The organism is Tetragenococcus koreensis (genome assembly GCF_003795145.1).
GTDB lineage: Bacteria > Bacillota > Bacilli > Lactobacillales > Enterococcaceae > Tetragenococcus > Tetragenococcus koreensis.
The window spans coordinates 499,102-525,668 of record NZ_CP027786.1 but is presented as its reverse complement, the minus strand read 5'-3'; the positions used below and the strand labels follow the sequence as shown (position 1 = coordinate 525,668).

The window sequence follows — 26,567 nt, the reverse complement described above, 5'->3', positions numbered from 1 at the left end:
AGACACTTTTTGTATTTTTTTACCTCACGTTCGTTCGGTTAGACCTCATGATATCTAACAAAAACAAGTTTTTATTAGATATAATTCGGTGTCGTTATTAATTGCTCCAATCCTTTGGCAAATTGGCCTAAAGGGGCACTTTTAGCTTTTCCTTCACCAATTTGGCCCTTAAATGCCCCTTCATGCGTTTGAAAGTTAGGCTTTTTCTGTACCCAACGTTTCATGGCTTTCCAACGCTTTTCCTGGGCGAGTACATCATTCGGTAAGGCTTCATATTGGTTCAACCAACCGTCAAATTCTTGGTTTCTTAAACTATCAATGACACGAATCATGGCCTGCGCCCCTGTTTTTGTCCATAAACGACCTTGGCGCTTCATCCGGTAGGTCATCTTCCGATGGGTACTTTCGATTGTGCCAATACAAGCTTTGGGATCCACGATCCCTCGGGCTTTCCGAGGTTTTAAATACGGCCAATTCCTTTGAAGATAATGATGGAGTAAGCGCAATTGTTCCAAGAATTCGGCTTCCTTTTCTTCGATCAAACTTTCCGAGGTGTCTAAGACAAGCTGGACCTCTTGCCAATCATAATGTTGAATCGCCTGGATCATCCGATTTTGAAGTTGCGGGACAAAAGACAGACGTTCTTTGATTTTCCGATGGACATGATACCGATCACGAAAGTGTTCATGACGTAAACAGCCTAAGGAAAGTTCATCAAACACAGCTTTTTCATAGCCTGAACCCCCATCACTATTGGAAACGACAACGGTATTTGTTAGATCATAATGCGCTTGAATATAGTTCATTATTTCTTTTTGCGCTTGTTGTCGGTTGAGATGACTGACAAAGTGAGGAGCGATCATTTCCGAGCGATGCCCGACTTTCTGGCTCCCTTCACTTACTTGAAAACGATGGATTTCCAGCGACTGCTTCTTCTGACCGCCCATCTTCACTCCGTCGCCTTCTAGATATAAGTAGGGCACTTTTTTCTTAGAAATGTCCCCCTCGTAACGACTTTCATGGGTACTTCGTATCTGAACCAGTTCTCCGGTTTTAACCACCAGTTGTTGCACATTTTGATGGCTCATACGCCAAGAAGTCAAACAGTCGATCGCTTGGGAGACGTGACGGTAGACCATCGTTGTCCCCAATTGGGAAACGTTGCGTAGCACAAGAGAGCTATAACGGAGGCTCTTCCGAATACCCAGAAATTCATCCAAAGGATAACGAATTTCATTGGCTTGATTTTTCATTCGGCGGCGAACATAGGTCACGGTGCCAAATAAGAAAGTCACCGTTCGTTCACTTTTACGGTCCACTTGAAAGCCTTCCTTTTTGCATTGGGCCGAAACCTCCGCATCGAGAATTTGGAAGGCAAGTTGTGTTATCGTCGCTAGGAGTTGGGCAAAAAAGACCATCATGGCTTTTTCTCTTGCTAAAAAATTCGTTTCCTTCTTCATTACTTCAACTAAATCTGTTACAATAGACTCCATAAGAAACCGCCTCTGTTATTAGTGCCTGTCACAGCCCAATAACTAGAGTAACGGTTTCTTTTTTATTCGTCTAGCATTAACCTCAATAAATTTTACACTTAGATGAAATATTATTTAGATTTTTGTTAGAAAAGATTTTTACTTGAAGAAAGTTAATTTCTTACTTGAACGTCTGAGTTGTTTTCCTTAAACGGACAGTGCCCTTTCGTACCTCTTCTTATTTAATTTCTGAATGAATAGTATTTTGTCCATCTTTAATCATTTAGTTTTCAAATAAACTATTAATACCTATAAAAAGCACTCTAAAAATCCGTCCAACCAGAATTTTAGAGTGCTTTGACACTATATAAAAAATATAACACTATATTTCTACACTGAAACCACGCCATTTTTATTTCTTAAAAGTGGACGTATATGTGATAAAATCGTTAAAACTAACTTCCAATTTTTCAATGATAGCAGCATCCTTTAAGTTTTGTTCGTCATCAAATTGTTGAGTAACATTACCTAAAAGAAATTCATTCCCGGGTAAAACATTTGCCATAACGTCAGGTGAACTAAGAATCTGCCTCAAATGCAATTGGGCTCGGGCAGATCCCTGTGGTCCATATGAAGCACCTATGATAAACACTGGTTTTTTAGAGAATGAATTTAATTGATAAGATAGCCACTCGATCGTACTTTTTAATACAGCAGGGATCGAATGATCATATTCAGGTGTAGCAATAATTACACCATCTGACTTTTCTACCCTTTTTGCCAATTCAAGTACAACAGGTTGCTTTTTGACATCTAAATCAGCATTAAAAACCGGAAGATTAGCTATTTCGCAAACTTCGATAACGTGTTTTGATACAAAATGATTTCGGATATAGTGTAGTAAAAACCGGTTGTACGAAAAGTCAGCATTCGTTCCCTCAATAGCAACAAAGTTCATTTGTCATTCCTCCAATTAATTAACCTGATTCAAAGCATCCGCTACGGCAGACTTCAACGCTTTACTGGAAACAGAGGCACCAGAAATAGCATCAACATCAATTTTATTTTTAGTAACCATTTCTTCTGGCATCTTTTCTAAGGCCTCTAAACCAACGTCGCCGCTTTCACTTTGCTTTAATATTTCAACGTTTTTAATATTCTTTTTCGAATCAGAGGTAAGGCGAACAACAACTTCACCACCGATACCTGCTGCACTACGTCCAATATATTGATCCTTACCGGTTGTAAATTTTTCTTCAGTCGTATTGTCATTCCCCAAAGTGAATGATTTAGGTCTTTCTGTGTTGTTTTCTTCAGCTGTGTCACTTAAATAACTAATAGATAATTCATCAACTTTGGGAACTGCGGCATTTTGTCCAGCAATTTTACCGAAAATCAAACATTCTGCTAGATTACCACCGCCTTGATAATGGTTGGCACAAATACCACCTAATTCACCAGCTGAATATAGATGCGGAATCGGTTGTGCGTCAGGATTCAAAACTTCAGAACGGGAATTACGTCTTGGCCCGCCTTGAGTATTCAACACAGTTTGCGCCATTTTAATAGCATAAAACGGGCCTTTATCAAATACACGTAACGTTTTTGGATCACGGTGAAATTCAGTTTCCTCTTTGTTTTTAGCAGCATTATCAAAACGGACAATTGTTTCTTTCAGTACCGCTTCATCAACATCGATCAGTTTAGCTAGCTGCGCGATTGAATCAGCTTTTATCAAGTTATTCCGGTAAGACTCATATTTACTTATGATATCATCCTTGTCTAATTCATTTTTCTTTGTTTGGTCAAAAATCAAATATGGATGTACCTGGTTCAACGGTACTTTCCAGGAACCATGGTTCTTGATATGACCGTGCCGATTTTCTTCACTTTCATTAAAATAACGAGTACCATCATCGCCGACTGCCAAAATACTACCATTAGAAAGTACTTGGTTTTGCGCTCCAATCATTAAACGACCACGCTCATCATCTTCCACAGAAAAGGCCATTCCATGTAGTAATCCAAGTGATTCAAAATTATTCATATGCCAAAGATCTGCGCCAACTTCTTGTGCCATTTTGATACCTGCGCCTTTATTATAAATACTTCCCAACGGAGTAAGCTTTTTGGCCCCAAGAAAGTCTTCAATATATTGTTGATTATTTTCAAATCCACCCATGGCAAGGACAACACCATTTTGAGCCTTAATATTTCGTAAAACATGTTCACGCTCAATAACCACTCCACAAATTGCTTTAGTAGTCGGATCTTGAATCAATTTTCTTGCGGGCGTGCTGTACATAACTTCAATTTTATCACTACGTTTGCTAACCTGTTGTTTTAAATTTTGCCAAAGTGCAGCATCAAATACGCCCTGATGAACAGTCGCTAGGTCGTGTGTTTGGGCACCTGGAAATTCTGGGAATTCTGCAATAATCGATTTGGCAACTTCTTTGCCTTCAAAATCATCGTGTCGCCAACTTACCGGTTCAGCATCTAAATATTTTTTCAAATAATCTTGTATTCCAACCATACCTTCAACATAGGTATCGATCATTTCTTCATCGAGATTCATTGGGAACGTTAAGTTTTTATAATATTTCTTTAATCCGTCAAAATCGTCTCCTGAACCGACCAACTGTGCGGCATAACGCGTGTTCCCTCCTTCATGACCTTCTGGTGCAGAATCCACGAGCAAAACTTTTGCACCATCATCAGCTGCAAAACGTGCTGCGGTAGCTCCTGCACCTCCAAAACCTAAGACAACAACATCATAGATAGCATCCCAGCGAATATCTTTAATAGTGTTCATCGTTTTATTCTCCTTTACAAATTCTTCATTAGTTTTATTTGAAGTAGTACCTACTGGTTTTTGACTAACAGCGCTATTATTATTTACAAATTCTAGAAAATTACTAAAGCATTGTTCCAAAAAATCGATCGTTTTTTTATCTTTAATATTTCCTGCAGAGTCAAAAGCATCATATGAATTACCAAGCAAAAATTCATTACCCGGTAATACTATCGCACTTACACCAGGAGAATCGAGGATCTCGCGTACTTGATTCTGCGAACGAGATGCACCAGTTGCGTATTTAGAAGCTCCAACTAACATGATTGGTTTTTCTGCTAACGGATGAACACGATACGACAGCCATTCAAGAACACTTTTGAGTGAAGAAGGAAACGAGTGAGTATATTCAGGGCAACCAATAATAACCCCATCTGCTTGTAAAACTTTACTGGTTAACTCTTTGACTTCTACCGGGTCGTCATTTTGTGGTTTATTTTCATTAAACATAGGGATGTTTCTAATCTCACAAAGTTCAATATTAGCCTCTGATGAAAAATGTTTTGCCATAAAGCTAAGGAGTTTGCGGTTAGTAGACTGTTTTGTGTTGGTACCGACAATTGCAATAAAATGCATGATGATATTCTCCTTTCGATCCAACTTTTTGAATTATATATGAAAGCCATTGCAAACGAAGAATATCACTAACTAGTTTTCGTGTCAATTTTCTTTTAGTTAACTGTTGAACCAACACTTTGAAATAGGCTAAAACAAAAAAACATAAAATAACAAAACCTATAAAGTATAAAGGAAACAACTTGTGATCATTCAAACTTTTTATCTATATTAATAATATCAGCTCAAACAAAAAAAGATTCCTTATTATCTTATTATATTGTGCTCTTCGGCATTATACTTTCAATATCCAAAAAAAAGCAAAAGCTGACATGTTTGCCCTCTTTTGCTTTTATTACAATTAAAGATTACTCTATTTCAACATTATGGTATACATTTTGTACATCTTCTAAATCATCTAACACGTCAACGATTTTTTCAAATGTTGCCTTATCTTCATCATTTAAAGATACTTCGCTTTGCGGAATCATTTGCATTTCAGCGATGTCATATTTTTCAACGCCATATTCATTTAAAGCTTCTTGAATAGCGTGAAAATCTTCTGGTTCGCCATAAACGACAATCTGCCCATCTTCTGCTTCAACGTCTCGTATATCAATATCTTTATCGATTAACACTTCAAAAATCTCATCAGCATCTTCTCCAGCGAAACTAAATAACGCAGTATTATCAAACATATAAGCTACTGCACCATTTACGCCCATATTGCCGCCGTTTTTACTAAAAGCAGCTCGTACCTCCGCAGCTGTGCGGTTGACGTTATTTGTTAATGTGTCTACGACCAGCATCGAACCACTAGGACCAAAGCCTTCATAACGCAATTCAGAATAGACTTCGTCACTGGCGCCTTTCGCTTTTTCAAGTGCTCGATCAATAATATGTTTGGGGACATCGTACGTTTTGGCCCGATCGATTACAAATTTTAGCTTTTGATTTGTGTGAGGATCTGGCTCCCCAGATTTTGCTGCAGCATAGATTTCAATGCCAAATTTAGCATAGATTTTACTATTGTTCTTATCTTTTGCGGTCTTTTTTGCGACAATATTTGCCCATTTACGCCCCATTACTTCACTTCACTTTCCATTGTTTTACTTTATTTTTATAGTACTGGAAATTATCCTTTTTTATTATACTTGCCAATAACCTTTCTGTGAAGGACTTTGTTTATCAACTTAAGAATTTTTAGATGCGGATAGGGAATTTTCCAAAATTTTGTTCGGTAATTTGGCAATTAGCTAGCTGATAAATGTTATCACTCTGAATGGCAAGCGACATCAATTGCTCTTGGGTTTGTCCAACTTTAGAAACAATAGGCCAGTGAATTGTTTTTTTCTCTTGTTGTAAATATTGCTGCCCTTTTTGAGTAAAACCTAAAATATGCAAGTAATTATCCTGCCAAGCATTTTTAATATCCTTATCTTTTAAATTTAACAAGACATAACAAAGCAAACGCTGGATTCTAGTGCGCGTATACCTTTTGGACTTGACCAACTCTACATATTCGTCAAAGTTAGCAGCATCTTTAATCTTATTTTTTAAACGATATTCCAGACCTTCAACCATCTGATAAATTTCACCTAGTTCAGCTAATGAACTCGCCAGAATTTTATATTTTAAAAGTGGCCAATAATTACCCCAGCTCACTTGATACAAAGTAAGTTCTTCTGCTGTTTTAGCTGGAACTACTTCTTCAATATTTTTATTTGAAAAAATTGCCTGACGAATCGCTGTAGCACTAGCAATTTCTTCAGTTAACTCAGTCGAATTGTGTTTGGATTTTAAACGTTTAATTGGATAAATACACATGGGCTGTTCAAAAAGCGCGTTTTCTTTAGCATAAGCCAAACCTAAAATATGGTTTGGTTGCTCTTTTTTCACAGCAAAAGAAGGGTAATCACTGGCTAATATGGCTGCCATTTTTTGTGCATAAGACAAACCAGGGTCATTGTGCATCTTATAGGCTGCATCAAGTTCTTCTTGGTGAGAAGTAATAAATCGGCCAAAAGCAGCATAATCAAAACCTTCAGCACTATCGGTACCAAATGAAATGTTCGCACAATGTAACGCATGTAAAAGCTGAACCCCACCTTTAGCAAAATAATCTGCAGATTGCAGCGACCAATGAATGGGAAGTTCAACAACTAAATCGGCGCCTTGATTCAAAGCCGCGGCAGCGCGCTGCCATTTATCAATAATCGCTGGCTCTCCGCGCTGTAAAAAGTTACCACTCATCACAACGATCATCACGTCGGCTTGTGTTTGTTCTCTAGCTTTTTGTAATTGGTAGCTATGACCATTATGTAATGGATTGTATTCAGCAATAATTCCGCAAGTGTTCATTTTTACCTGCCCTTCTTATTATATAGTAATAAAAACCCACGAAACCGATAGATTTCATGGGATCCACATTTATTTATGACAGACAAAAAACCAACGTTGACTCGTTTCAGTTGGTTGACTGTCCTTAAAATCAGCATAAAGTTCTACTTGTTTAAAACCTGCCAGTTTTAACAACAATTGGTAGGTTTCTAACGAATAAGTACGTTCCAAATGCAGTTCATCTTCACGCATAAAAGTATCATCTTCATTTTTAATAAAAAATGTCAAAAAATGCTCAATACTATGCGGAACTTCTCCAGGATAACTTTCCCACAAGAAAGCAAAATCTTCGGCTTGATAGTGGTAATTATAATCAGGAAAAACGGTCTCCATTTGATATATCGAATGAACATCAAAAAAGAAGATCCCATCTTCTTTTAGTATTTGATAAACTTCATTAAAGGTTGCTTGTACTTCTTCTTCATTTGCCAAGTAACAAATAGAATCTGAATAACAAGTCACAACTTCATAATTGCCAATATCGGAAAGATCTAACATATCTCCTTGGACAAACTGCACATCGGCTTGTTCACTTTGCGCATGTTGGCTGGCCATCGTCAGCATCTCTTCAGATTGATCTAAAGCTGTAACATTATAACCTTTTTGAGCAAATTGGATCGCTAACTCTCCGGTACCACAGGCTAACTCTAAAAGATCTTTTTCTCCCTTTAGATGACGCAAAGTAAACGCCAGCCAATCCTCATATAATTGGTCATCCATTACTTGATCATAAATCAAAGCAAACGTTTCAAATGCCCTCATTTTTCACCAATCCAAGTGGAAATATCAACAAATGGCGCATCCGCCCAAAGTTTTTCAAGTTGATAAAAGTCACGCTCTTCTTCATTAAATACGTGTACGATCACTTCGCCTAAATCGATTAAAATCCATTTAGCGCTGTCTTTGCCTTCTACACTTTTTACCTCAACCTGTGCCTTTTGTTCTTCTTCGACAACACTGTTTACAATAGCTTGAATTTGTCGGTCATTTCTACCAGCACAAATAACAAAATAATCTGCCAATAAAGACACTTCTCGAACGTCTAAAGCTAAAATTTCTTGAGCATTTTTTGAATCAGCTGCTTGCACAGCAGTTTGTAAAATTTGTTGACTATCTATTTTTATTCACCTCTTATTTTTTAGCAACCCAGCGATTATAGGTTTCAATGGTTTTAGGATAAACCGGCGCGTTAATATCAATTAAATGCGCTAACGTGTGCTTAGTTTCGTAAGCTACGGCTTCATCCAAATCTTCTTGAGCAATAGCGCGTGCTTTTTCTACACCTGGAATATCTCTTCCTGGTTCAATGTAGTCTGCTACATAAATGATTTTGTCTAATAATGTCATTTGTGCAGCACCTGTTGTATGCAAACGAATGGCTTGTAAAATTGATTCATCAGTAATTCCTAATTCTTTTTCCACCAGTTTTGCGCCTAAAAGCCCATGCCAAATTGCGTTGTTCCAATTCAATAAATCCAAATCATAACCATAATCAAGGATAATTTTTTTGAACTCATCATCTGAACGTTCTTTAGCATAGTCGTGGGTTAATGCCGCAATGCTTGCTTTTTCTTTTGATTCTCCATATTTTTCTGCCAAAAAAATTGCAGCTTTTTCTACGCCTAATACATGATTAAAACGTTTCTCGCTCATCGCTGCTCGAACTTTTTTTAGCAAGGTTTCTCTTGTATCTTCGCTATTTTTCATCAAGATACAACCCCTTTTCTTGAATATAGTGTAACACATTTTTAGGCAAAAGATAGTTGACTGAACAACCTTGAGTAATTTTTTTCCGCAAGTCGGTCGAGCTGATATTCATATCAGGTACATCAATCCAAATAATCGGATAAGACGATTCGGTCGAAAAACCTGGACGTTTAACGCCTACAAATTGAACGAGTTGTGTCAACTCATCAATTTTGTACCACGTTGGTAAATAATCAACCATATCGCCTCCGATAATAAAATAAAAATCGGTATCTGGGTATTTCTCTGTTAAAACCTTCATCGTTTCATAAGTATAACTTTTTCCTTCTCGCTCAAGTTCATTTTTTTCAATGGCAAGTAAAGGATTATCTTCAATTGCCAGCTCTAACATCTTCAGCCGATGCGTGGCATCAATGGTTTCCTTATGATCTACGTGTGGTGGTTCGTTAGAAGGCATCAAATAAACTTTCTCCAAGCCTAATGACGTTCCCACTTGATCTGCCATAATCAAATGTGCCATATGAACCGGATTGAACGTTCCACCTAAAATACCTACTTGTTTCCTTTTTGAATTGGTTTGCTTTTCAACTTCCACAAATGTTTGTACATTACTCATTACTTGCTGTTTCAACGTTCCATGCGCCTCCAATAATTATACTTTTTTCACAGCGGAAGAGATTTCTTGATTTTTCTCTTTAGTTGAAGGTTTAAAAACCACTAGTACACGACCGATAATTTGTACGACTTGGCAGCCCAATTTTTGCTCTAAAACAGCTGCCACATCGCTAGCTTTCTCATCAGTATTTTGTAATAAGCTTACCTTAATTAATTCCCGTTTTTCTAAAGCTTCACCAATCTGTACGATCACTTGTTCATTTAGTCCGCTTTTACCAATTTGAAAGATTGGTTGCAAATGGTGAGCTCGGCTTTTCAAAAAACTTTTCTGTTTTCCTCTTAATTCCATAATAACCTCCTAAATCAGTGCCTTGCGTGTAATAACATCAACGCCTTTGGGTGCCCAACCGCTGACAACTCCTGGATCTTTCACCGTAATCCAGCCTAAACCGGCAAACACAATGTCCGTTTTTTCTTTAATAGAAAATTCAAAACGCACCAACTCAGGAAAATCATTCGTTTCATCTTCCCTTGGTGGTTGCAACAATTCTCCCACGTGTTTTTCATAGAATTGATCCGCTTTTTCTAATTTCGTTCGATGGATCACTAGATCGTTTGCTACAAAAACTGTAAAGGAGCTTTTTTCTCCCTGAATAAAATCAAAACGAGCCAAACCGCCTAAAAATAATGTCTGACCAGAGTTTAATTGATAAACTTTGGGTTTGATTTCTTTTTGTGGAGCAATAATTTTTAGGTCTTTGTCACCTAAATAATGCGCCATTTGGTGGCGATGGATAATTCCTGGAGTATCAATCAGAGAATGGCCGTCATCTAAAGGAATTTCAATTTTATCCAAGGTAGTACCAGGAAATTTTGAAGTGGTTATTAAGTCTTTAACATCAGATGTCTTTTGTATAATTTGATTAATTAGCGTTGATTTGCCAACATTTGTTACCCCAACAATATAGACGTCACGTCCGTTGCGGTACTTTTCAATCATTTCTAACAAAGTGTCTAATGCATCACTTCTCTTAGCACTAGTTAATAGTACATCCACTGGACGCAAACCTTCTTCATGTGCCCGTTCTTTCATCCATTGTTTTAATTTGGTCTTTTTCAAAGACTTAGGCAGTACATCGACTTTATTCCCCACTAATAATACAGGATTGTTACCAACAAAACGATGCAATCCGGGGATCAATGAGCCATTAAAATCAAAAATGTCCACGACGTTAACAATTAACGCATTTTTTTGACCAATTTCATTAAGTAACTTTAAAAAATCATCATCAGTTAATGAAACATCTTGAATCTCATTATAATGGCGCAATCGAAAGCAGCGTTGACAATATACTTCGCCAGTTTCTAGCCCTTTTTCCAAAACTGATTGGGGCGTATAGCCAATTTTATTTTTATCTTCCGTCTGAATGACGGCTCCGCAACCCACACATTGGAGTGCTTCTGTCATTTTATTTCACCTTGCCATTTCATCTCAGAATATTTTCTTTGTAAATATTTCATAACCCTACGCTCAAAAAAGCGATTGAAGCGTGTTTTCCAGCCATCTGTGTCTACTACTGGCTTAACTAAGATACTCCGTACACCTGCGCTATTTGCTGCTTTAATATCTGTCATCAGCTGATCGCCCACCATAACTACTTCTTTTTTATCAACATCTAATTGGTCACAAGCTTTATTAATACCAAAAGAAAAAGGTTTTAGAGCCCGAGCAACATAAGATAGTCCTAGTCTGTCAGTGACTCGGCTGATGCGTTCAGCACTATTATTTGATACCACTACAACAGGGATATCTGCTTGTTTCATTTGTTCCAACCATACTTGCAATTCATTTGTTCCATCCGAATGGTCCCAAGCAATCAAAGTATTATCAAGATCTGTTAAAACAACCTTTATACCAACAGATTTTAATTGCTCAGGAGTAATCTTATAGATCGACGTGACCATCCATGTCGGTTTATATTTTAAAAACATTTATCATTTTTCTCCTCAAATTGAACTTCCTTATGAGCATCGCCATAAGCACGTCCTGGTCTAACTAACAAAATAAAAGAGAGGCCATTGCCACTCTCCACAACTGTTGATTATACAATAAAACATCGTAAAGGAAAAGCTTTCCCCTTTGGCTTATTTTAAATTTAGTTTTCTATTTATTAGAAGCGTTTATTTTTCCGAAAAAAACTTTACCACCACTTCTAATTTTTAAAGAGCACTTGAACTTTCTCCCGCGTTCTACACTTTTAACTGAGAGTGGTTTTCTAATTTCCTAAATGATTATTTGAAGAAATTTTATGCCGAGTATATCTATAACTATCACTAACTTATATAGCCTTTCTAACTTTCCGTCCGATCAAATATAATATAGCTCCCAATAATATTGACATATAGAACGGAGTTTGCACAGTTGGACCGAAATCTGGTGTAACAAAGATAACCAGCATAAATAGACCTAGCGAAATAACCCCGTAAATCCAAAGCAAGAGAAATTCCATTACTTTATTAATTTTCTTAAAACAAAACCAACGAAAATATCGAAGAAGAACATATAAAAGCGCAAATGCCACCGGAATATTGATCAGTGTTTTAAGAGCTAACGTTCCTATATAATACGTTTTTGTCAACGACTCTATACCAAGTACATAGTGAGTAAACAAAGTAGCAATCCCGGAGTACAAGGAAACGGCAGCTAAAAAATACAGCATACCTGTGACGAAATACTGCATACGTTGTTTCGTCACCATTTTAGGAAGCTCGCCAATGATTTCATCAGCATATTTCTTCGGCTCCTTCCCAAATACGTCCTCCGCCATTTTCCCTTCTGCTTGTGCCTCAACTAAATGATCCAGTAACTCTACCAAAATTTCCTCTGTTTCTTGGTCAGATTTATCATAAGATAAGCGCACATAGACCAACATATCTTCATAGTACTTCTTGTTTTCTGTTGATAGTTGTTTTTGTTTCTCGTTATTCAATTGGACCAATTCTTCCACGTTCATCTTACCCCTCCTTATGTAATAAACGATCAACTGGAGTTTTGAGCCCTTCCCAGTTGACTTTAAAATCATCAAGGGCTTGTGCTCCCTCATTTGTCAGATAATAATACTTCCGATTCGGACCGGCGGGTGACTTTTGTATTTCTCCTCTAATCAGTTTTTCCTTTTGCAAGCGAAGCAAAATAGGATAAATAGAGCCTTCACTAACGGAAAGGCCATAATCCTGAAGCTTCAATGATAATTCATAACCATATACAGTCTGACGGTCGACTACCGCAAGAATGCATCCCTCCAATATACCTTTTAATAATTGACTTCTTATTGACAACCAGACCACCTACCTTATATACAATATAAGCATGCAAAAATTTATGTTATTTCCAAATCATCTAACTTATTATACAATGTAGCTTAGCAGAAAAGCAGCTACCTTGCAATACATAGTAGCCATTTTTACACTCTCTTTTTACATGGATACCTAAAATTCAAACTAATTTCATGCATAATTCTTACTACTATATACGATATCCTTCCGTAAAAGAAAACTTCAAATATTCATCATTGTCTTCCACGAAATAACGTCAATCAGTATAATTATTAGAAAAATCAGAGTTTTCGGAAAATAAATCGCTTTGGACTTAAAGATATGTTATTATACTCAAAAAGGAAGTCGATCATATGGAACAGCCGAAAAATTTTATTGTTATTTCACCCCATTTCCCCGACAACTTTTCGACGTTTACTGTGCGTTTGCGTGAAAATGATTTTAACGTATTAGGAATTGCTGATGTTGCTTATGAGCAGTTAAATGACACTTTAAAAAATGGTTTGACTGAATATTACCGTGTAGATGATATGAACGATTACAACCAGATGTATCGTGCTGTCGCTTTTTTTGCCCACAAGTATGGTAAAATCGACCGAATTGAATCGCATAATGAGCATTGGTTAGAACTAGATGCTCAGTTACGTACAGATTTTAATGTTTTTGGGTACACCCTGGCAGACCTGGAACCGGTCAAAAAGAAATCTAGCATGAAAGAAAGGTTTCGTATGTTAGACCTTCCTGTCGCGAATGGTCGCGTTTTTTCTGATGAAGAAGATGCCATTAATTTAGCAGAAGAATTAAATTATCCAGTCATCGTAAAGCCAGATAGTGGTGTGGGCGCGGGCGATACGTATAAAATCAATAACCCCGATGAGCTGGTAACGCTTTTTGAAGAAAGTGATCCCACGGTCGATTTTATTATGGAAGAATTTATCCCCGGAGATGTCGTTACCTTTGATGGTTTATGCGATCAAGACGGCAATATCGTCTTTTATTCTAGCTTAGACTATAATATTGCTGTTTTAGAAACGGTGGAAACCGACAGTGATATGTATTTTTACTTACCGCGCGAGATTCCAGAAGATTTGATCGAAATGGGTTCAAAAATTGTAAAGGGTTTTGAAGTTAAAGAACGGTTCTTTCATTTCGAATTTTTCCGCACCTATCCAGATGGCGAATTGATGCCGCTTGAAGTGAATATGCGACCACCTGGCGGACCTACGATCGATATGTATAATTATGTCAACGAATTCGATATTTTTACAGAATATGCCAATATTGTCAAAGAAAACCAGTTTAAAGCGCCTGTACAACGTCTTTATAACTGTGCGTATATTTCTCGAAAAGCAAATAGAGATTTCAACTATTCCCATGACAATGAAGCGATTCGCCAACGACTAGGCGCAGCACTGGTGGGGATTCAATCTGTACCGGGCATCTTTTCGGCCATTTTGGGAACAGAAGGGTATATTGTCCGCTCGCCAGATTTAGATGAATTGTTTGACCATATTAATTATATCAGCGAAAAACTAGTTTAATTTTTTAGCGGAGGTGGAACATCTATGCATTTTGAACAACGAAGTTTTTATAGTCGCTACTTAGAAAAAGAAATGCCCTTTAATATTTATGGACATACCGGAAAACCAGTACTTGTCTTCCCTTCATCTGGCGGAAGCCAAAATGAATACGCTGATTTTGGAATGATTGCTTCCTGTAGTACGTTCATCGAATCAGGACTTCTACGCTTTTACACACCTGATTCTTATGACAATGAATCTTGGCTAGCCAATAATAAATCTGCACATGAGATGGCCGAAGCGCACAATCGTTATGAAGGCTACATCATCAACGAGTTAGCGCCTTTAATGACTTACGAAACGGATACTGCTAGCCTTATTGCGACTGGTTGCAGTATGGGCGGTTTTCATACGATGAATTTTTCTTTGAAACACCCAGATGTTTTCGACACAGCAATTGCTTTAAGCGGTGTATATGATGCTCGCTTTTTTACTGGTGACTACTATAATGATTTAGCCGTCTACTTTAACTCACCCATTGATTATTTGCCAAATATGGAAGACCCTTGGTTTATTGACCGTTATCGACAAAATACTTATGTCATTTGTGTCGGACAAGGTGATTGGGAACTGCCACATCTTTTGCAAACACAAAATTTTCAAAAAGCGTTTGAAGAAAAAACGCTGCCCGCCTGGTTTGACTATTGGGGCAAAGATAGCGCCCATGATTGGGATTGGTGGAACAAACAAATGCCCTATTTTCTTGATGAACTGCATAAACAAGGAAAATTATTCTAGATTAAAATCCATCTCTAGCACTCTTTTAGCGAGTGTCAGGGATGGTTTTTAATATATGACAAGAACTTTAGCAAATTAGATTATTCTTTATCAAAAGCAAATGCTAAAAATTCGCCAAAATGGTCTGCCCAATATTTTTCAAAATGATATTCTCCGGCAAATATCCGTAACCAGACACAATCAATACGATGACCATTTCTCAATAACGTATCATAGTAATTGATCGAGCTGTCGATATAAGCTTGATCTGTATCTTTGGTTGTCAATAATTGATCCGTTTCATTTCCTTCATTGGTGCCTGATTGAATATAGACTTTCGTTTTAGGGTCGATAGGATTCGCCGTTAAATAGTCGATAAAAGAATCCTCACTTAACCATGAGGCTAAAGAGAAAACGCCCAAACTGCCGAAAACATCCGGGTAGGCAGCACCTGCAAAAGCGGTAACCACTGCTCCTAGCGAACTACCTGCTAGAACCGTATGCTTACGATCTTGTTTTGTCCGATAATGCTCATCAATAAACGGCTTGACAGTTTCTACCAACCATTGCGTATAAGCTTCGCCAAAGCCACCAACAGAAATTGTTTCGTTTTCATCTTCGATTGTCACTTCCCAGGGCATATACTCAGCAAAACGATTTTCTTCGCTATTATCAATGCCTACAATAATCATTGGAGGTAAGTTTTCTTCATTTTTTAGTAACGGGATCAATTTCCAAGAATAGCCTGAATAAGATTCCCGGCTGAAAAAAATATTCTGCCCGTCATGCATATATACCACCGGATAATTTGCAGTCTCAGTCTCGTAATTACTAGGCAATAAGACGCGCACACGCCGTTTTTCTTCCATATATGGCATTTCCAAATAATGTGTCTGAAGCGCTAAATAATTTGAATCCATTTTCTATCCTTTCATCGGTGTCACTATTTTGTTATTTAATTTTCTAACAAGTTATTACACAAGACTTTTGCTAACAGAGCATATTTATAAGCTATCATTGGCTCATTGGTAATAAGCAGGCAAATGAAATTGTTGGTTTTCTTCAAATATTTTCCCAATTTCAAAAAGCAAATCTTCGCGACCTTTAGCCGCCATAAATTGGATGCCTAGCGGTAGATTTTCGTCTGTAACGTGCGTAGGCAAGCTGATCGCTGGTTGTCCAGTTAAATTCGCTAATTGGGTAAACGGAGAAAGCCGCAGACTTTCATCAAACATTTCATAAATCAAATCACCTGCTTCATTGACCGAATAACCTTCAATCTGTTCTAAACGATTACGAATTTCATCACTTTGCAAATCATCCGTAATTTTAGGCGCTGGATGGGCTGTTGCTGGTGTTAAAATCAAATCGTAACTTTCAAATAAATGCTCCATTTGAGCTGCTGCTTGATCCCAGGTGTCCAAATTATGAATATAGCTGGCAGCAGTTTGTTTTAATCCATACTGATATAAGCCCCAAGACATCAATTCCATCTCGTCTTTTTGGATCAAACGGCCTAAACTATGAGCAAGTTCTTCCATCATCGCCGCTGTTTCTGCACCATTCATATGATAATAAGTTCGCATCAGTTGCTTGCCATCGATTGGCAAAGAAATCTCTTCTATGTTGTGTCCTTGAGCGTTCAAAAAAGTGACTGCTTTTTGAACGGCTGTTTTCGCCTCTGTAGAAACTTCACTACCTACAGGCGAAGTTGTAAAAAAACCAATTTTTAATCTTTTTTTATGGGCACTAGTTGTATGATTCCACTCCACTTTAGGCGCTTGATAAGGAGCTGCTGTTTCTGTGCCTCTTAACGCATAAAAAAGGGTTTGGGTATCGCGCATTGAAATCGTTAAGGCAAAAGCAATCGCCGCCCCTTGCCAAGCACGGAAACCAGCAGGACCCACCGGCATAGTGCCGCGAGTTGGTTTTAAACCAATTAAACCGCTAAAAGAAGCCGGAATTCGAATTGAACCACCGCCATCGCTAGCAGCAGCAATTGGAAACATCCCAGAAGCGACACTAGCTGCGGCCCCGCCACTTGATCCACCTGGAGAATAGTCAAGATTCCAAGGATTACGTGTATCGCCATAAAGTACTGGATCCGTAACATTTTTGAAGCCAAATTCAGGCGCATTTGTTTGACCGACAGGAATCATTCCTGCATTTTCTAATCTTTGCACAAAGTGATCAGTCACTGACGCACGATTTGTTTGCAATAAACGATTTGCTGAAGTAGATAGCCAACCCTTTTTATCTTGTCCCAACATTTTTAACGGCAACGGTAAACCAGCAAAAGGTGTTTCATCCAATTTATTGCTGGTAATAAATTGTTTGCTAGCCTCCTCTTTACCAAAAGTTATAAGTGCATTAACCTGCGGATTTTCCTGTTGCACTCGTTGTTCAATTGCTGTTAATAATTCCTCAAAAGAAATTTTTTTCTTTTTTAATTGCTCAGCCCAATATAAACCATCTCGTATCATCGCTTTCACCCCTTCTTTTTATTCTATCTTACTATAATTTGCTAGCAGTGTCGCATGAAATTTTTTTAACAAGTATTGTAAAAAAAGCTCAGGAAGATTATACTAGTTTGTACAATATATAGAATTATACAAAACAAAAGGCACAATATATGGTGTTTTTATATGTTTTCTTAAAGGAGTTTTTAGCATGAGTACACAAATAAAAGAACCTGGGCTTGATGTTGAAAAATTAAATCAAGACATTGAACAATTTGAACAAGTTTATCCCATTACTGCCGATATGCAAACGGTACGAGAAGGCGTTTCGCGACTAGTGATGCTTGATCGTTATGCTTATAAAGACACAGAACAGCGTACCCTTTCTACAGGCGATTTAGTAGTTTTAACCGTTAAAAGTGACCCTAATTATCCGGCGCGTGGTGTAGGTATCGTGCAATTAATCGATGATGATACACAACAAGCTGAAATTTTAGTTGAAGAAGCTTATCGTTTTTCTATTGAAGATCCAGCTGAACAAGCTTCTGGAATTGTTACTCGTCATTTAAACGAAATTGATAAACCATTGGAAATTTTTTATGAGCAAATTACTAAACGGGTGGCTCATGCTCTAGCAGATGTGGATCAAACCATCGGAAATAAAACCATGGTCGAAGAAGGGTTTTATCAACAATTAAAAGAAATGAATTTTGTTCCTGCGGGTCGGGTGCTTTATGGCGCTGGTTCACAAGCCAACGTTACCTATTTTAATTGTTATGTAATGCCTTTTGTACCTGATTCTAGAAGCGGAATTGCTGGACATCGCAAAAAAGTCATGGAGATCATGAGCCGTGGTGGCGGTGTTGGTTCAAATGGTTCTACTTTACGCCCACGTAATGCGATTGTCCGTGGCGTTAACGGGAAGTCCTCTGGTTCGGTTTCCTGGTTAGACGACATCGCTAAACTAACCCATTTAGTGGAACAAGGCGGCAGTCGACGCGGTGCACAAATGATTATGCTAGCTGATTGGCATCCAGACATAATTGAATTTATTATTTCAAAAATGCAAAACGCGCGCATTTTACGTTATTTGCTGGAAAATACGAATGATAGTCAAATCAAACAAGCTGTTAATGAAAAATTGAAATTTACCCCTCTTTCACAAAGTGAACGTGAAATGTATCAATTTGTTGCCAACCAAAAAGGCACTGAAACAGTTTCGCCTGCAACCGTCAAAGAGGCCAAAACCAAATTAAACGACGGTGGTACCTATGGTGTAAACAACCCGGAATTTTTATCAGGTGCTAATATTTCACTGACATTAACCGACGATTTCATGCAAGCTGTCAAAAATGACGAAGAATGGCCGCTTCGATTCCCTGATTTATTTCATTACAGTCAAGCAGAAATGAATGATTACGATGCAAAATGGGCAGAAATTGGCGATGTTCGCCAATGGGAAGCTTTAGGCTATCCAATTGCAACCTATCGAACAATTCAAGCACGTGAACTATGGAAATTAATTAATATCTGTGCCACTTATTCTGCTGAGCCGGGCATCTTTTTCATCGATAATGCCAATAACAAAACCAATGCTACAGCTTACGGTCAAAAAGTTGTCGCAACCAACCCTTGTGGCGAGCAACCGTTAGCGCCTAACTCAGTCTGTAACCTTGGAGCAATCAATTTAGCTAATATGGCAAATAAAGAGACTGCCGAAGTGGATTATGACAAATTAATGGAAACGGTCAAAATTGCCGTGCAAATGCAAGATGATGTCATTGACTCCACCCCTTATTTCTTAGAAGAAAATAAAAAACAAGCACTCGGTGAACGACGGGTAGGGTTAGGTGTGATGGGCCTTGCCGATCTACTGATTTACACCCATCATCGTTATGGTTCAAAAGAAGGAAATCAAGTGGTCGATAAAATCTTTGAAACTATTGCAACTACAGCTTATAGAGAATCGATTCGACTCGCAAAATTAAAAGGTAGCTTTCCATTTCTAATTGGAGAAACCGATGAAAAAACCCAAGCTTTACGACAACGTTTTATTCAAACAGGTTACATGAAAGATATGCCACAAGATATTCGAGACGACATTTTAACTCATGGTATTCGTAATTCCCATCTACTCACAGTGGCACCCACGGGAAGTACTGGTACCATGGTAGGCGTTGCAACTGGTTTAGAGCCCTACTTTGCCTTTAAGTATTATCGCAGTGGCCGTTTAGGGAAATTCATAGAAGTGAATGCACAAATTGTACAAGAATATTTAGACGAACACCCAGAAACGGATGCTAGTCATTTACCGGACTTTTTCGTTTCTTCAATGGAATTAGCTCCTGAAGAGCATGTTGATGTGCAAACGACCATTCAACGTTGGGTAGATAGCTCAATCTCTAAAACCGTCAACGCGCCTAAGGGCTATACTGTTGATCAAGTCGCAACGATTTATGAACGTCTTTATGATGGCAATGCTAAAGGCGGAACGGTTTATGTGGATGGTTCGCGCGATTCACAAGTATTGACCTTGAAATCTGAAGAGGACGCGGAGGAACAAACTAACCTATTTGAAACTGAAGATATACGGATTGTAGATGATTCTGAAGAGTTAGAACAATTAGTCGAACAAGCAGAAAATGACCATATTCAACAAGAAGGCCACACCGATGATGTTGTCTATGGTTCTGATGTTGGTAATACCTGCCCCATTTGTCGACAAGGTATCGTCAAAGATATGGGCGGCTGCAATACTTGCACGAATTGTCAAGCACAATTGCGCTGTGGCTTGTAATAAGTTAGGAGAGTAAAATCATGCAGATTTATACACGAACCGGTGATCATGGTACGACCAAACTTATAGGCGGTATGGAAGTGCCAAAAGATGATGCTCGCATTGAAGCTTACGGCACTATCGATGAACTGAACAGCTTAGTCGGCTGCATCGCGAGTCTGCCGCAACTAGCTTCAGCTTTTAAAGAAGAGCTTGTCCAGATTCAACATTACTTATTTGATTGCGGCAACGATTTAGCCACGCCGACTTTTAAAGAAATGGGGAAAATTTCTCCAAGAACAAGGGATACAAATGATCCACTCTACCCTTATGTTGTCCAAAAAGAAACTGTTGAGTGGCTAGAAGCCCGCATTGATTCTTATGCAAATATCCCGCCAGAAGTAAATTATTTCATTTTACCTGGTGGGACAAATGAAAGTGCGCAATTGCATCTGGCTCGTACTGTGACACGGCGAGCCGAACGACAAATGGTTACCTTTCAAAAACAAGGACAAGTGAATCCCTTTGCCTTGAAATTTGTTAATCGACTATCAGATTATTTTTTCGCTTTAGCTCGAGTTGTCAATGCACAAACAGAAAAAGAAGACGTCCGCTACGAACGTAGCAAAAAAGTCTTCCATACAGATCTTACAAAAGATGACATCAAATAAAAACTAGACAAAAGCCAGCTCCCTTGGGTGGCTTTTGTCTAGTTTTTGTTTTTATTTATTAGTTGAGCTATTATTTTCTTTACGTTAATAAGATAATATTTTCATTTTTTTATGTCCGACTTAAGCTCACAAGTCAAAAGTTTGTTTAATTTTTTTCCTATTCTGCTGCACAGGACAAAACTCTGCTAGAATAAAGTCCATCTAGGCAATAACTATTTTCTTAACTGTTCGTTATGATTAAACGTTCAAACTATCAATCGTACTACTTTTACCGAAAATACTTTCCCAATCTTCGGTAAAATCATCCACTGCTTGGGCAATCGATGGCATAGCTAAAGCTTGGGCAATAATGTCAGGCGCAACTGTTACAGCTTGCGCACCTTGATCTAAGGCAGTAGTTACTTGGCCAACATTTTTAAAACTGGCGGCTACAATTTTTGTTTTACTATTGCTGCGTTCAATTTCATTTGCCATTGCCGCCATGGCCTCTTTAGCATCAATATTTAAATTTTCCATGCGGTTAAAATAAGGAGCAATATAATCAGCTCCTGCTGCAATCGCCAAATAAGCTTGGAATTTGGTATAGATTGCTGTAGCTGTTACATTAAGTTCTTCTTTTTTTAATATTTTGATGACCTTTAATCCTTCTTCACTCGCCGGAATTTTCAGATAGACTTCTCGGTCAATTTGCTCCAAAATAGCCTCCACGTCTTTTAGCATCCCTGCTTTATCTTTAGCGACTACTTGCACGTGCAAACTACGTTCTTTCCCAACGATTTCTCTAATCGCATTCATGTGAGCAAAGAAATCTACTTTGCCCTCTTTTTTTACAATCGAAGGGTTCGTCGTCACTCCAGTCAATGGGAGAACGGCTTCATATTTTCTGATCATTTCAATATTAGCTGTATCTAATAAAATTTCCATTCATACTCGCTCCTTTTTGTTGTAAAATCTTGATACAATGCAACAAACCTATTATTCTTCCTGGAAAACTTTCTCAAAAACAATTCGTAACCGCTTACTTATGTTGCCAAAATATAGCGTTTATCTCCTTCTCTTCTTCGTTTTTATTCATAAATGTATTAGAATTCTATAAAACCAACATAGCACAAATATAAGAAGAACGTCAACGCTGATTGTATAACTAATCACAATTCAGACCTAATATTAATTTAAATAGGTTTTATACATTATTTTTGTATATTTTTTGTTTATAAAACGAAATTAATGAATATTTATTCTGTTTTCTATTGATTAAGTAAGACGAATTTGCTAATATGAGTTTTAAATTCAGTTTAGGGGATGCATAAATATGAAAGAAAAAGTTGTTTTAGCTTATTCTGGTGGATTAGATACTTCTGTCTCAGTTAAATGGTTAACAGATCAAGGTTATGATGTCATTGCTTGTTGCCTAGATATCGGCGAAGGAAAAGATATCCAGGCAATACGTGATAAAGCGTTAATGGTTGGCGCGAGTCAATCTTACGCAATCGATGCAAAAGAAGAATTTTTGCAAGATTTTGCCTTAATTGCTTTACAAGGAAACACTTTTTATGAAAATTCTTATCCATTAGTTTCAGCCTTATCGCGTCCTTTAATTGCTAAAAAACTAGTTGAACTAGCGCATGAAACAAACGCAACAACTATTGCTCATGGTTGTACCGGCAAAGGCAACGACCAAGTGCGCTTTGAAGTCGCTATTGCGGCTTTAGACCCTGCTTTAAAAGTGATAGCACCCGTCCGCCAGTGGCAATGGTCCCGTGAGGAAGAAATTGCTTACGCCCAAGCAAATGGCGTTCCGATTCCGGCTGATTTAGATAATCCTTATTCCATTGATCAAAACCTGTGGGGACGGGCCTGTGAATGCGGCGCTCTTGAAGATCCTTGGGCTACGCCTCCAGAAGGCGCTTATGAACTAACAAATGAACTATCCAATACGCCCGATGAACCCGATGTGATTGAACTAACCTTTGAAAAAGGCGTGCCGATTGCCATCAACGATGAAAAAATGACATTAACGTCCATAACTTCTGCGCTAAACACTTTAGCAGGAAAACACGGCATTGGCCGGATTGATCATATTGAAAATCGTTTAGTGGGTATAAAATCTCGGGAGGTTTATGAATGCCCAGGAGCCTTAACGATGATGCGTGCTCACAAAGAATTAGAAAATTTAGTATTTGTACGAGAATTAGCGCATGTTAAGCCAACAATTGAAAATCAATTAGCGCAAACCATCTATGACGGTCTCTGGTTTAACCCACTTACTAAAGCACTCGTTGCATTTATTAAAAGTACACAAGAAGATGTAAATGGCGTCGTTCGTTTGAAATTATTTAAGGGTAATATCATTTGTGAAGGGAAAAAATCAGCGAACAGCTTATACGATGAAAACTTAGCTACCTATACTTCAGCGGATACCTTTGATCAAGAAGCAGCTATTGGTTTTATCAAGTTATGGGGATTGCCTTCAAAAGTATACGCTGAAGTACAATCACAACAACCAGCTATTAGGGAGGAAATGGAATGAAAAAGCTCTGGGGCGGACGCTTTACTGGTGAAAATGAAGATTGGGTCGATACGTTTGGCGCCTCTATTCCTTTTGACTACCTGATGGCCAAACAAGATATCTTAGGCAGTTTAGCCCATGTTAAAATGTTAGGTTCTTGTGACATCATTACAAAAGACGCAGCGCAACAAATCAGCACAGGCCTAAAAAGATTACAAGAAAAATTAGATAATGATGAATTAACTTTCACTATCCAAAATGAAGACATTCATCTCAATATTGAATCCCTTTTATTTGAAGAAATTGGTCCAGTTGCCGGCAAGCTTCATACCGCACGCAGCCGTAATGACCAAGTGGCTACTGATATGCATTTATATCTAAAAGAAACTGTAGGTATTGTCATTGAAAAAATTCACCAATTGCGAAGCGTGCTCGTAGATAAAGCAGCTGAAAATGTTGAAACGATTATGCCGGGTTATACTCATTTACAACACGCCCAACCGATCTCTTTTGGCCATCATTTAATGGCTTATTATCAGATGATGACGCGCGATCAAGAACGTATGCAAGAAAATTTGCAGCGTATCGATATTTCTCCGTTAGGCGCAGCCGCTTTAGCGGGCACTACCTTTCCCATCGACCGGGAAATGGTTGCTAAAGAGCTAGGCTTTTCAGCTATCTATGACAATAGCCTAGACGCAGTTAGCGATCGTGATTTTATTTTAGAATATTTAAGTAACGCTTCCTTATTAATAATGCATCTTTCGCGTTTTTGCGAAGAACTTATTCTATGGTGCTCCTACGAATTTCAGTTTGTCGAATTGTCGGATACTTTTTCTACCGGGAGTTCGATTATGCCACAAAAGAAAAACCCTGACATGGCGGAATTAATCCGCGGTAAAACAGGACGTGTCTATGGGAATTTATTTCAGTTGTTAACTGTCATGAAAGGTTTGCCCCTTGCTTACAATAAAGACTTCCAAGAAGATAAAGAAGGCATGTTTGATACATCCGAAACGATTATTCACTGTTTGGAAATCATGTCAGGCATGGTCGAAACAATGAAGGTAAACAAATCGAATATGCAACAAGCAACTGAAAAAGACTTTTCCAATGCAACAGAATTAGCAGACTATTTGGCCAATAAAGGCGTCCCTTTTCGACAAGCACATGAAATTGTAGGTCAACTCGTCTTAAAATGCATTCAACAAGGGTGTTATCTACAAGATATTCCCTTAGAAAAATATCAGGAAATCTCCCCTGTTATTAAAGCAGATGTCTATGATAAATTAAACTCTGCTACTGCGGTAAAAAATCGCCACTCGTTAGGTGCTACCGGGTTTGACCAAGTAAAAGCACAAATTGAAAAAGCACGAGAAGAATTACAGCATTAATTATGCTAATGAAAAAGACCTTTTCTCATACTGCTTAGAAAAGGTCTTTTTAAAGTTTTTTAGCTAGCTATATTTCTTCTAAACGTTCTGCATCGAGAATTTGAATCGTTTGTTTCTCTCTTTTGATCAATTGCGCTTCTTCCAAAGTTTTCAATTTGCGCGACAATGTCTCGGGTGTTGTTCCAAGAAAACCAGCCAGTTCTTTCATTTTCATGGGGATTTTTACTTGAGAACTTTCCGCAGCTTTCGCCAAATCTAACAAGTACGTTGCTAATCGTTCTTCGATTCTCTCCATGGTTAGAAATTGCGTTTGTTCTTCAACTTTTGCATTCTTTTCAGCATTGATGGTTAAAAGTTTTAAGCTTAATTGCGGATAGTCTTTTAAAAGTTTTTGAAAGTCGCTTTGTTTTAATACACAGACCTCCGTCTTTTGCAGAGATTCGCTAAAAAGATTATTGTTTTTTACGCCAAATAAGGCATTTTCTCCTTCATAGCCGCCAGGTTCCACCACTCGTAACAATTGTTCTTTGCCACTTGGAAAAAGTTGATAGACTTTTAAAAGACCTTTTGCCACAATCACTAACTGTGGATCATCATAAGGAGAAACAATTGCCTCCCCTTTTTCATAAGTCACATGCCTAACGAGTTGATGGATTCTTTTTTGATCTTCTAATTCTAAATGATTAAACAAAGGAACGAGGGTGACGCATAGATGTTCTTCTTGAATCATAATCTACCTCTTTTTTTACTCTTCTTCTAAGCCTTCAAAAACTTCGTGCCCTAAATAACTTTGTATCCTATAAATTTGGTGCTTTATCCAAGCATACAATTGTTTTAAAAATTCCGACAGACCAAATTTACTTTCATTTTCTGCGAGTGTAATTCCTCTGGTAATAAACAATAATTGAGTAGCAAAATCTTTTACTACCTCCATCAACAAATAATCGCTCGCTTCATATTTTAGACGCCCATTTTCTTCTAGCATACTGTATTCGGTGAATTCTTCTGTGATGGTTGGAATAACCTCACCTTCATCTAACATCAAATGATTTAACTCGTCAAGTAACTGATTTTCTTTGGCGATCATTTCAGGAAATACTTCTTTAACAAAGCTTCGATCTACTCCTTTTATATAATAAACGATTTGTCTTAATTTATTTTGATGAATAATCAAATTTGCTAGAATATGACCAATCATCGCACCAGCTGTTGGTGCGTGATGGTCTTTTTCACTTTGGATTAATTCTTGCTGATATTTTTCTTCTGGACTCATTAGGACAACTCCTTTGTCTTGGTACCTTCTACAGTATAGCCTACTTTTTCAATCGCTTTTTTGATTGCTTCTGCATCCGTTGCAGCTGGATCAATCTCAGCTTTGACTTTACTTGCGTTGAATAATACTTTCACCTTTTCTACCCCATTTTCTTTTTTCACCGCTTGCTCGATTTTTTGCATACATGAAGGACAAGTTAATGTCCCTAATTGAATAATTACTTTTTCCATGATAAAATTCCTCCTCATT

At 37.9% G+C, this 26,567-nt stretch carries 26 protein-coding genes; 6 read left to right on the top strand and 20 right to left on the bottom strand.

The window, feature by feature from the left end; genetic code table 11:
• Positions 1 to 74: 74 nt before the first annotated feature.
• The 14 genes from C7K43_RS02545 to C7K43_RS02480 all read right to left on the bottom strand — a co-directional run bounded on the left by C7K43_RS02545 (position 75) and on the right by C7K43_RS02480 (position 12,942).
• Entirely contained in the window at positions 75 to 1,493 is a 1,419-nt protein-coding gene (locus C7K43_RS02545) for an ISLre2 family transposase (protein ID WP_124005416.1), read from the bottom strand.
• A gap of 391 nt (positions 1,494 to 1,884) precedes the next feature.
• Positions 1,885 to 2,430, bottom strand: a complete 546-nt coding sequence (locus tag C7K43_RS02540) for an NADPH-dependent FMN reductase (protein ID WP_124005415.1) — start codon at positions 2,428 to 2,430, stop codon at positions 1,885 to 1,887.
• A gap of 15 nt (positions 2,431 to 2,445) precedes the next feature.
• Positions 2,446 to 4,902, bottom strand: a complete 2,457-nt coding sequence (locus C7K43_RS02535; RefSeq protein WP_124005414.1) for an FAD-binding protein — start codon at positions 4,900 to 4,902, stop codon at positions 2,446 to 2,448.
• 347 nt (positions 4,903 to 5,249) lie between these two features.
• A complete protein-coding gene (locus tag C7K43_RS02530) occupies positions 5,250 to 5,966 on the bottom strand; it encodes a YebC/PmpR family DNA-binding transcriptional regulator (RefSeq protein ID WP_124005413.1) in 717 nt (238 codons plus the stop codon).
• 118 nt (positions 5,967 to 6,084) lie between these two features.
• Complete coding sequence (locus tag C7K43_RS02525) at positions 6,085 to 7,242, bottom strand: nucleotidyltransferase (protein WP_124005412.1); 1,158 nt, start codon at positions 7,240 to 7,242, stop codon at positions 6,085 to 6,087.
• Positions 7,243 to 7,311: 69 nt separating this feature from the next.
• Positions 7,312 to 8,043, bottom strand: a complete 732-nt coding sequence (locus C7K43_RS02520; protein WP_124005411.1) for a class I SAM-dependent DNA methyltransferase — start codon at positions 8,041 to 8,043, stop codon at positions 7,312 to 7,314.
• Positions 8,040 to 8,384, bottom strand: a complete 345-nt coding sequence (gene rsfS / locus C7K43_RS02515) for a ribosome silencing factor (protein ID WP_186810708.1) — start codon at positions 8,382 to 8,384, stop codon at positions 8,040 to 8,042. Before rsfS ends, C7K43_RS02520 begins: the two co-directional genes overlap by 4 nt.
• 28 nt (positions 8,385 to 8,412) lie before the next feature.
• A complete protein-coding gene (yqeK, locus tag C7K43_RS02510) occupies positions 8,413 to 8,988 on the bottom strand; it encodes a bis(5'-nucleosyl)-tetraphosphatase (symmetrical) YqeK (RefSeq protein WP_124005409.1) in 576 nt (191 codons plus the stop codon).
• On the bottom strand, positions 8,978 to 9,604 hold the full coding sequence (locus C7K43_RS02505) for a nicotinate-nucleotide adenylyltransferase (protein ID WP_124007226.1): 627 nt from the start codon (positions 9,602 to 9,604) through the stop codon (positions 8,978 to 8,980). Before C7K43_RS02505 ends, yqeK begins: the two co-directional genes overlap by 11 nt.
• Before the next feature lie 36 nt (positions 9,605 to 9,640).
• A complete protein-coding gene (gene yhbY, locus C7K43_RS02500) occupies positions 9,641 to 9,952 on the bottom strand; it encodes a ribosome assembly RNA-binding protein YhbY (protein ID WP_124005408.1) in 312 nt (103 codons plus the stop codon).
• 9 nt (positions 9,953 to 9,961) lie between these two features.
• A complete protein-coding gene (gene yqeH, locus C7K43_RS02495; protein ID WP_124005407.1) occupies positions 9,962 to 11,071 on the bottom strand; it encodes a ribosome biogenesis GTPase YqeH in 1,110 nt (369 codons plus the stop codon).
• The gene (locus tag C7K43_RS02490; RefSeq protein WP_124005406.1) at positions 11,068 to 11,595 is read right to left on the bottom strand and encodes a YqeG family HAD IIIA-type phosphatase; all 528 of its coding nucleotides are present in this window, start codon (positions 11,593 to 11,595) and stop codon (positions 11,068 to 11,070) included. The genes yqeH and C7K43_RS02490 overlap by 4 nt, the downstream gene beginning before the upstream one ends.
• A 347-nt stretch (positions 11,596 to 11,942) precedes the next feature.
• Positions 11,943 to 12,617, bottom strand: coding sequence for a DUF1129 family protein (locus tag C7K43_RS02485; RefSeq protein ID WP_124005405.1), 675 nt, complete (start codon positions 12,615 to 12,617; stop codon positions 11,943 to 11,945).
• A 1-nt stretch (position 12,618) separates the two neighbouring features.
• Complete coding sequence (locus C7K43_RS02480; RefSeq protein WP_124005404.1) at positions 12,619 to 12,942, bottom strand: PadR family transcriptional regulator; 324 nt, start codon at positions 12,940 to 12,942, stop codon at positions 12,619 to 12,621.
• A 350-nt stretch (positions 12,943 to 13,292) separates the two neighbouring features.
• Here C7K43_RS02480 and C7K43_RS02475 point away from each other — a divergent pair, with 350 nt between their 5' ends.
• On the top strand, positions 13,293 to 14,480 hold the full coding sequence (locus tag C7K43_RS02475; RefSeq protein WP_124005403.1) for an ATP-grasp domain-containing protein: 1,188 nt from the start codon (positions 13,293 to 13,295) through the stop codon (positions 14,478 to 14,480).
• A 24-nt stretch (positions 14,481 to 14,504) separates the two neighbouring features.
• Positions 14,505 to 15,257, top strand: coding sequence for an esterase family protein (locus C7K43_RS02470; protein ID WP_124005402.1), 753 nt, complete (start codon positions 14,505 to 14,507; stop codon positions 15,255 to 15,257).
• A gap of 80 nt (positions 15,258 to 15,337) precedes the next feature.
• Here C7K43_RS02470 and C7K43_RS02465 read toward each other — a convergent pair whose 3' ends face one another.
• Positions 15,338 to 16,156, bottom strand: a complete 819-nt coding sequence (locus C7K43_RS02465) for an alpha/beta hydrolase (protein WP_124005401.1) — start codon at positions 16,154 to 16,156, stop codon at positions 15,338 to 15,340.
• Positions 16,157 to 16,258: 102 nt separating this feature from the next.
• Positions 16,259 to 17,716 (bottom strand): amidase, encoded by a 1,458-nt coding sequence (locus tag C7K43_RS02460; RefSeq protein WP_186810709.1) that lies wholly within the window; start codon positions 17,714 to 17,716, stop codon positions 16,259 to 16,261.
• A 190-nt stretch (positions 17,717 to 17,906) separates the two neighbouring features.
• On the opposite strand from C7K43_RS02460, the gene C7K43_RS02455 reads away from it, so the two are divergent.
• Positions 17,907 to 20,492 (top strand): vitamin B12-dependent ribonucleotide reductase, encoded by a 2,586-nt coding sequence (locus C7K43_RS02455; protein WP_124005399.1) that lies wholly within the window; start codon positions 17,907 to 17,909, stop codon positions 20,490 to 20,492.
• A 20-nt stretch (positions 20,493 to 20,512) separates the two neighbouring features.
• Positions 20,513 to 21,142 carry a cob(I)yrinic acid a,c-diamide adenosyltransferase gene (locus tag C7K43_RS02450; RefSeq protein ID WP_124005398.1) on the top strand — a complete coding sequence of 210 codons (630 nt, stop codon included), beginning with the start codon at positions 20,513 to 20,515 and terminating at the stop codon, positions 21,140 to 21,142.
• A gap of 237 nt (positions 21,143 to 21,379) precedes the next feature.
• Here C7K43_RS02450 and C7K43_RS02445 read toward each other — a convergent pair whose 3' ends face one another.
• Positions 21,380 to 22,066 (bottom strand): fructose-6-phosphate aldolase, encoded by a 687-nt coding sequence (locus tag C7K43_RS02445; RefSeq protein ID WP_124005397.1) that lies wholly within the window; start codon positions 22,064 to 22,066, stop codon positions 21,380 to 21,382.
• A gap of 388 nt (positions 22,067 to 22,454) precedes the next feature.
• Between C7K43_RS02445 and C7K43_RS02440 the strand changes: the two genes are divergently transcribed.
• Together C7K43_RS02440 and argH are read left to right on the top strand one after the other, a co-directional pair.
• A complete protein-coding gene (locus C7K43_RS02440) occupies positions 22,455 to 23,672 on the top strand; it encodes an argininosuccinate synthase (protein WP_124005396.1) in 1,218 nt (405 codons plus the stop codon).
• Entirely contained in the window at positions 23,669 to 25,045 is a 1,377-nt protein-coding gene (gene argH / locus C7K43_RS02435; protein ID WP_124005395.1) for an argininosuccinate lyase, read from the top strand. The genes C7K43_RS02440 and argH overlap by 4 nt, the downstream gene beginning before the upstream one ends.
• 67 nt (positions 25,046 to 25,112) lie before the next feature.
• On the opposite strand, the gene C7K43_RS02430 is transcribed toward argH, so the two are convergent.
• The 3 genes from C7K43_RS02430 to C7K43_RS02420 are packed head-to-tail and all read right to left on the bottom strand — an operon-like array spanning position 25,113 to position 26,548.
• Complete coding sequence (locus C7K43_RS02430) at positions 25,113 to 25,772, bottom strand: Crp/Fnr family transcriptional regulator (protein ID WP_124007225.1); 660 nt, start codon at positions 25,770 to 25,772, stop codon at positions 25,113 to 25,115.
• A gap of 18 nt (positions 25,773 to 25,790) precedes the next feature.
• Positions 25,791 to 26,318: a ferritin family protein gene (locus tag C7K43_RS02425; RefSeq protein ID WP_124005394.1), complete on the bottom strand. Its 528-nt coding sequence runs from the start codon at positions 26,316 to 26,318 to the stop codon at positions 25,791 to 25,793.
• Positions 26,318 to 26,548 carry a heavy-metal-associated domain-containing protein gene (locus tag C7K43_RS02420; RefSeq protein ID WP_124005393.1) on the bottom strand — a complete coding sequence of 77 codons (231 nt, stop codon included), beginning with the start codon at positions 26,546 to 26,548 and terminating at the stop codon, positions 26,318 to 26,320. Before C7K43_RS02420 ends, C7K43_RS02425 begins: the two co-directional genes overlap by 1 nt.
• Positions 26,549 to 26,567 lie beyond the last annotated feature (19 nt).

Excerpts from the sequence above, each read along its gene's own strand:
- C7K43_RS02535 (WP_124005414.1), bottom strand. The coding sequence starts at position 4,902 with ATGCATTTTATTGCAATTGTCGGTACCAACACAAAACAGTCTACTAAC.
- C7K43_RS02505 (WP_124007226.1), bottom strand. The coding sequence starts at position 9,604 with ATGAGTAATGTACAAACATTTGTGGAAGTTGAAAAGCAAACCAATTCA.
- C7K43_RS02520 (WP_124005411.1), bottom strand. The coding sequence starts at position 8,043 with ATGAGGGCATTTGAAACGTTTGCTTTGATTTATGATCAAGTAATGGAT.
- C7K43_RS02545 (WP_124005416.1), bottom strand. The coding sequence starts at position 1,493 with ATGGAGTCTATTGTAACAGATTTAGTTGAAGTAATGAAGAAGGAAACG.
- yqeK (WP_124005409.1), bottom strand. The coding sequence starts at position 8,988 with ATGAAAAATAGCGAAGATACAAGAGAAACCTTGCTAAAAAAAGTTCGA.
- yqeH (WP_124005407.1), bottom strand. The coding sequence starts at position 11,071 with ATGACAGAAGCACTCCAATGTGTGGGTTGCGGAGCCGTCATTCAGACG.
- C7K43_RS02450 (WP_124005398.1), top strand. The coding sequence starts at position 20,513 with ATGCAGATTTATACACGAACCGGTGATCATGGTACGACCAAACTTATA.
- C7K43_RS02465 (WP_124005401.1), bottom strand. The coding sequence starts at position 16,156 with ATGGATTCAAATTATTTAGCGCTTCAGACACATTATTTGGAAATGCCA.
- C7K43_RS02440 (WP_124005396.1), top strand. The coding sequence starts at position 22,455 with ATGAAAGAAAAAGTTGTTTTAGCTTATTCTGGTGGATTAGATACTTCT.
- argH (WP_124005395.1), top strand. The coding sequence starts at position 23,669 with ATGAAAAAGCTCTGGGGCGGACGCTTTACTGGTGAAAATGAAGATTGG.
- C7K43_RS02455 (WP_124005399.1), top strand. The coding sequence starts at position 17,907 with ATGAGTACACAAATAAAAGAACCTGGGCTTGATGTTGAAAAATTAAAT.
- C7K43_RS02475 (WP_124005403.1), top strand. The coding sequence starts at position 13,293 with ATGGAACAGCCGAAAAATTTTATTGTTATTTCACCCCATTTCCCCGAC.
- C7K43_RS02540 (WP_124005415.1), bottom strand. The coding sequence starts at position 2,430 with ATGAACTTTGTTGCTATTGAGGGAACGAATGCTGACTTTTCGTACAAC.
- C7K43_RS02490 (WP_124005406.1), bottom strand. The coding sequence starts at position 11,595 with ATGTTTTTAAAATATAAACCGACATGGATGGTCACGTCGATCTATAAG.
- C7K43_RS02470 (WP_124005402.1), top strand. The coding sequence starts at position 14,505 with ATGCATTTTGAACAACGAAGTTTTTATAGTCGCTACTTAGAAAAAGAA.
- C7K43_RS02530 (WP_124005413.1), bottom strand. The coding sequence starts at position 5,966 with ATGGGGCGTAAATGGGCAAATATTGTCGCAAAAAAGACCGCAAAAGAT.
- C7K43_RS02420 (WP_124005393.1), bottom strand. The coding sequence starts at position 26,548 with ATGGAAAAAGTAATTATTCAATTAGGGACATTAACTTGTCCTTCATGT.
- C7K43_RS02425 (WP_124005394.1), bottom strand. The coding sequence starts at position 26,318 with ATGAGTCCAGAAGAAAAATATCAGCAAGAATTAATCCAAAGTGAAAAA.
- C7K43_RS02525 (WP_124005412.1), bottom strand. The coding sequence starts at position 7,242 with ATGAACACTTGCGGAATTATTGCTGAATACAATCCATTACATAATGGT.
- yhbY (WP_124005408.1), bottom strand. The coding sequence starts at position 9,952 with ATGGAATTAAGAGGAAAACAGAAAAGTTTTTTGAAAAGCCGAGCTCAC.
- C7K43_RS02445 (WP_124005397.1), bottom strand. The coding sequence starts at position 22,066 with ATGGAAATTTTATTAGATACAGCTAATATTGAAATGATCAGAAAATAT.
- C7K43_RS02485 (WP_124005405.1), bottom strand. The coding sequence starts at position 12,617 with ATGAACGTGGAAGAATTGGTCCAATTGAATAACGAGAAACAAAAACAA.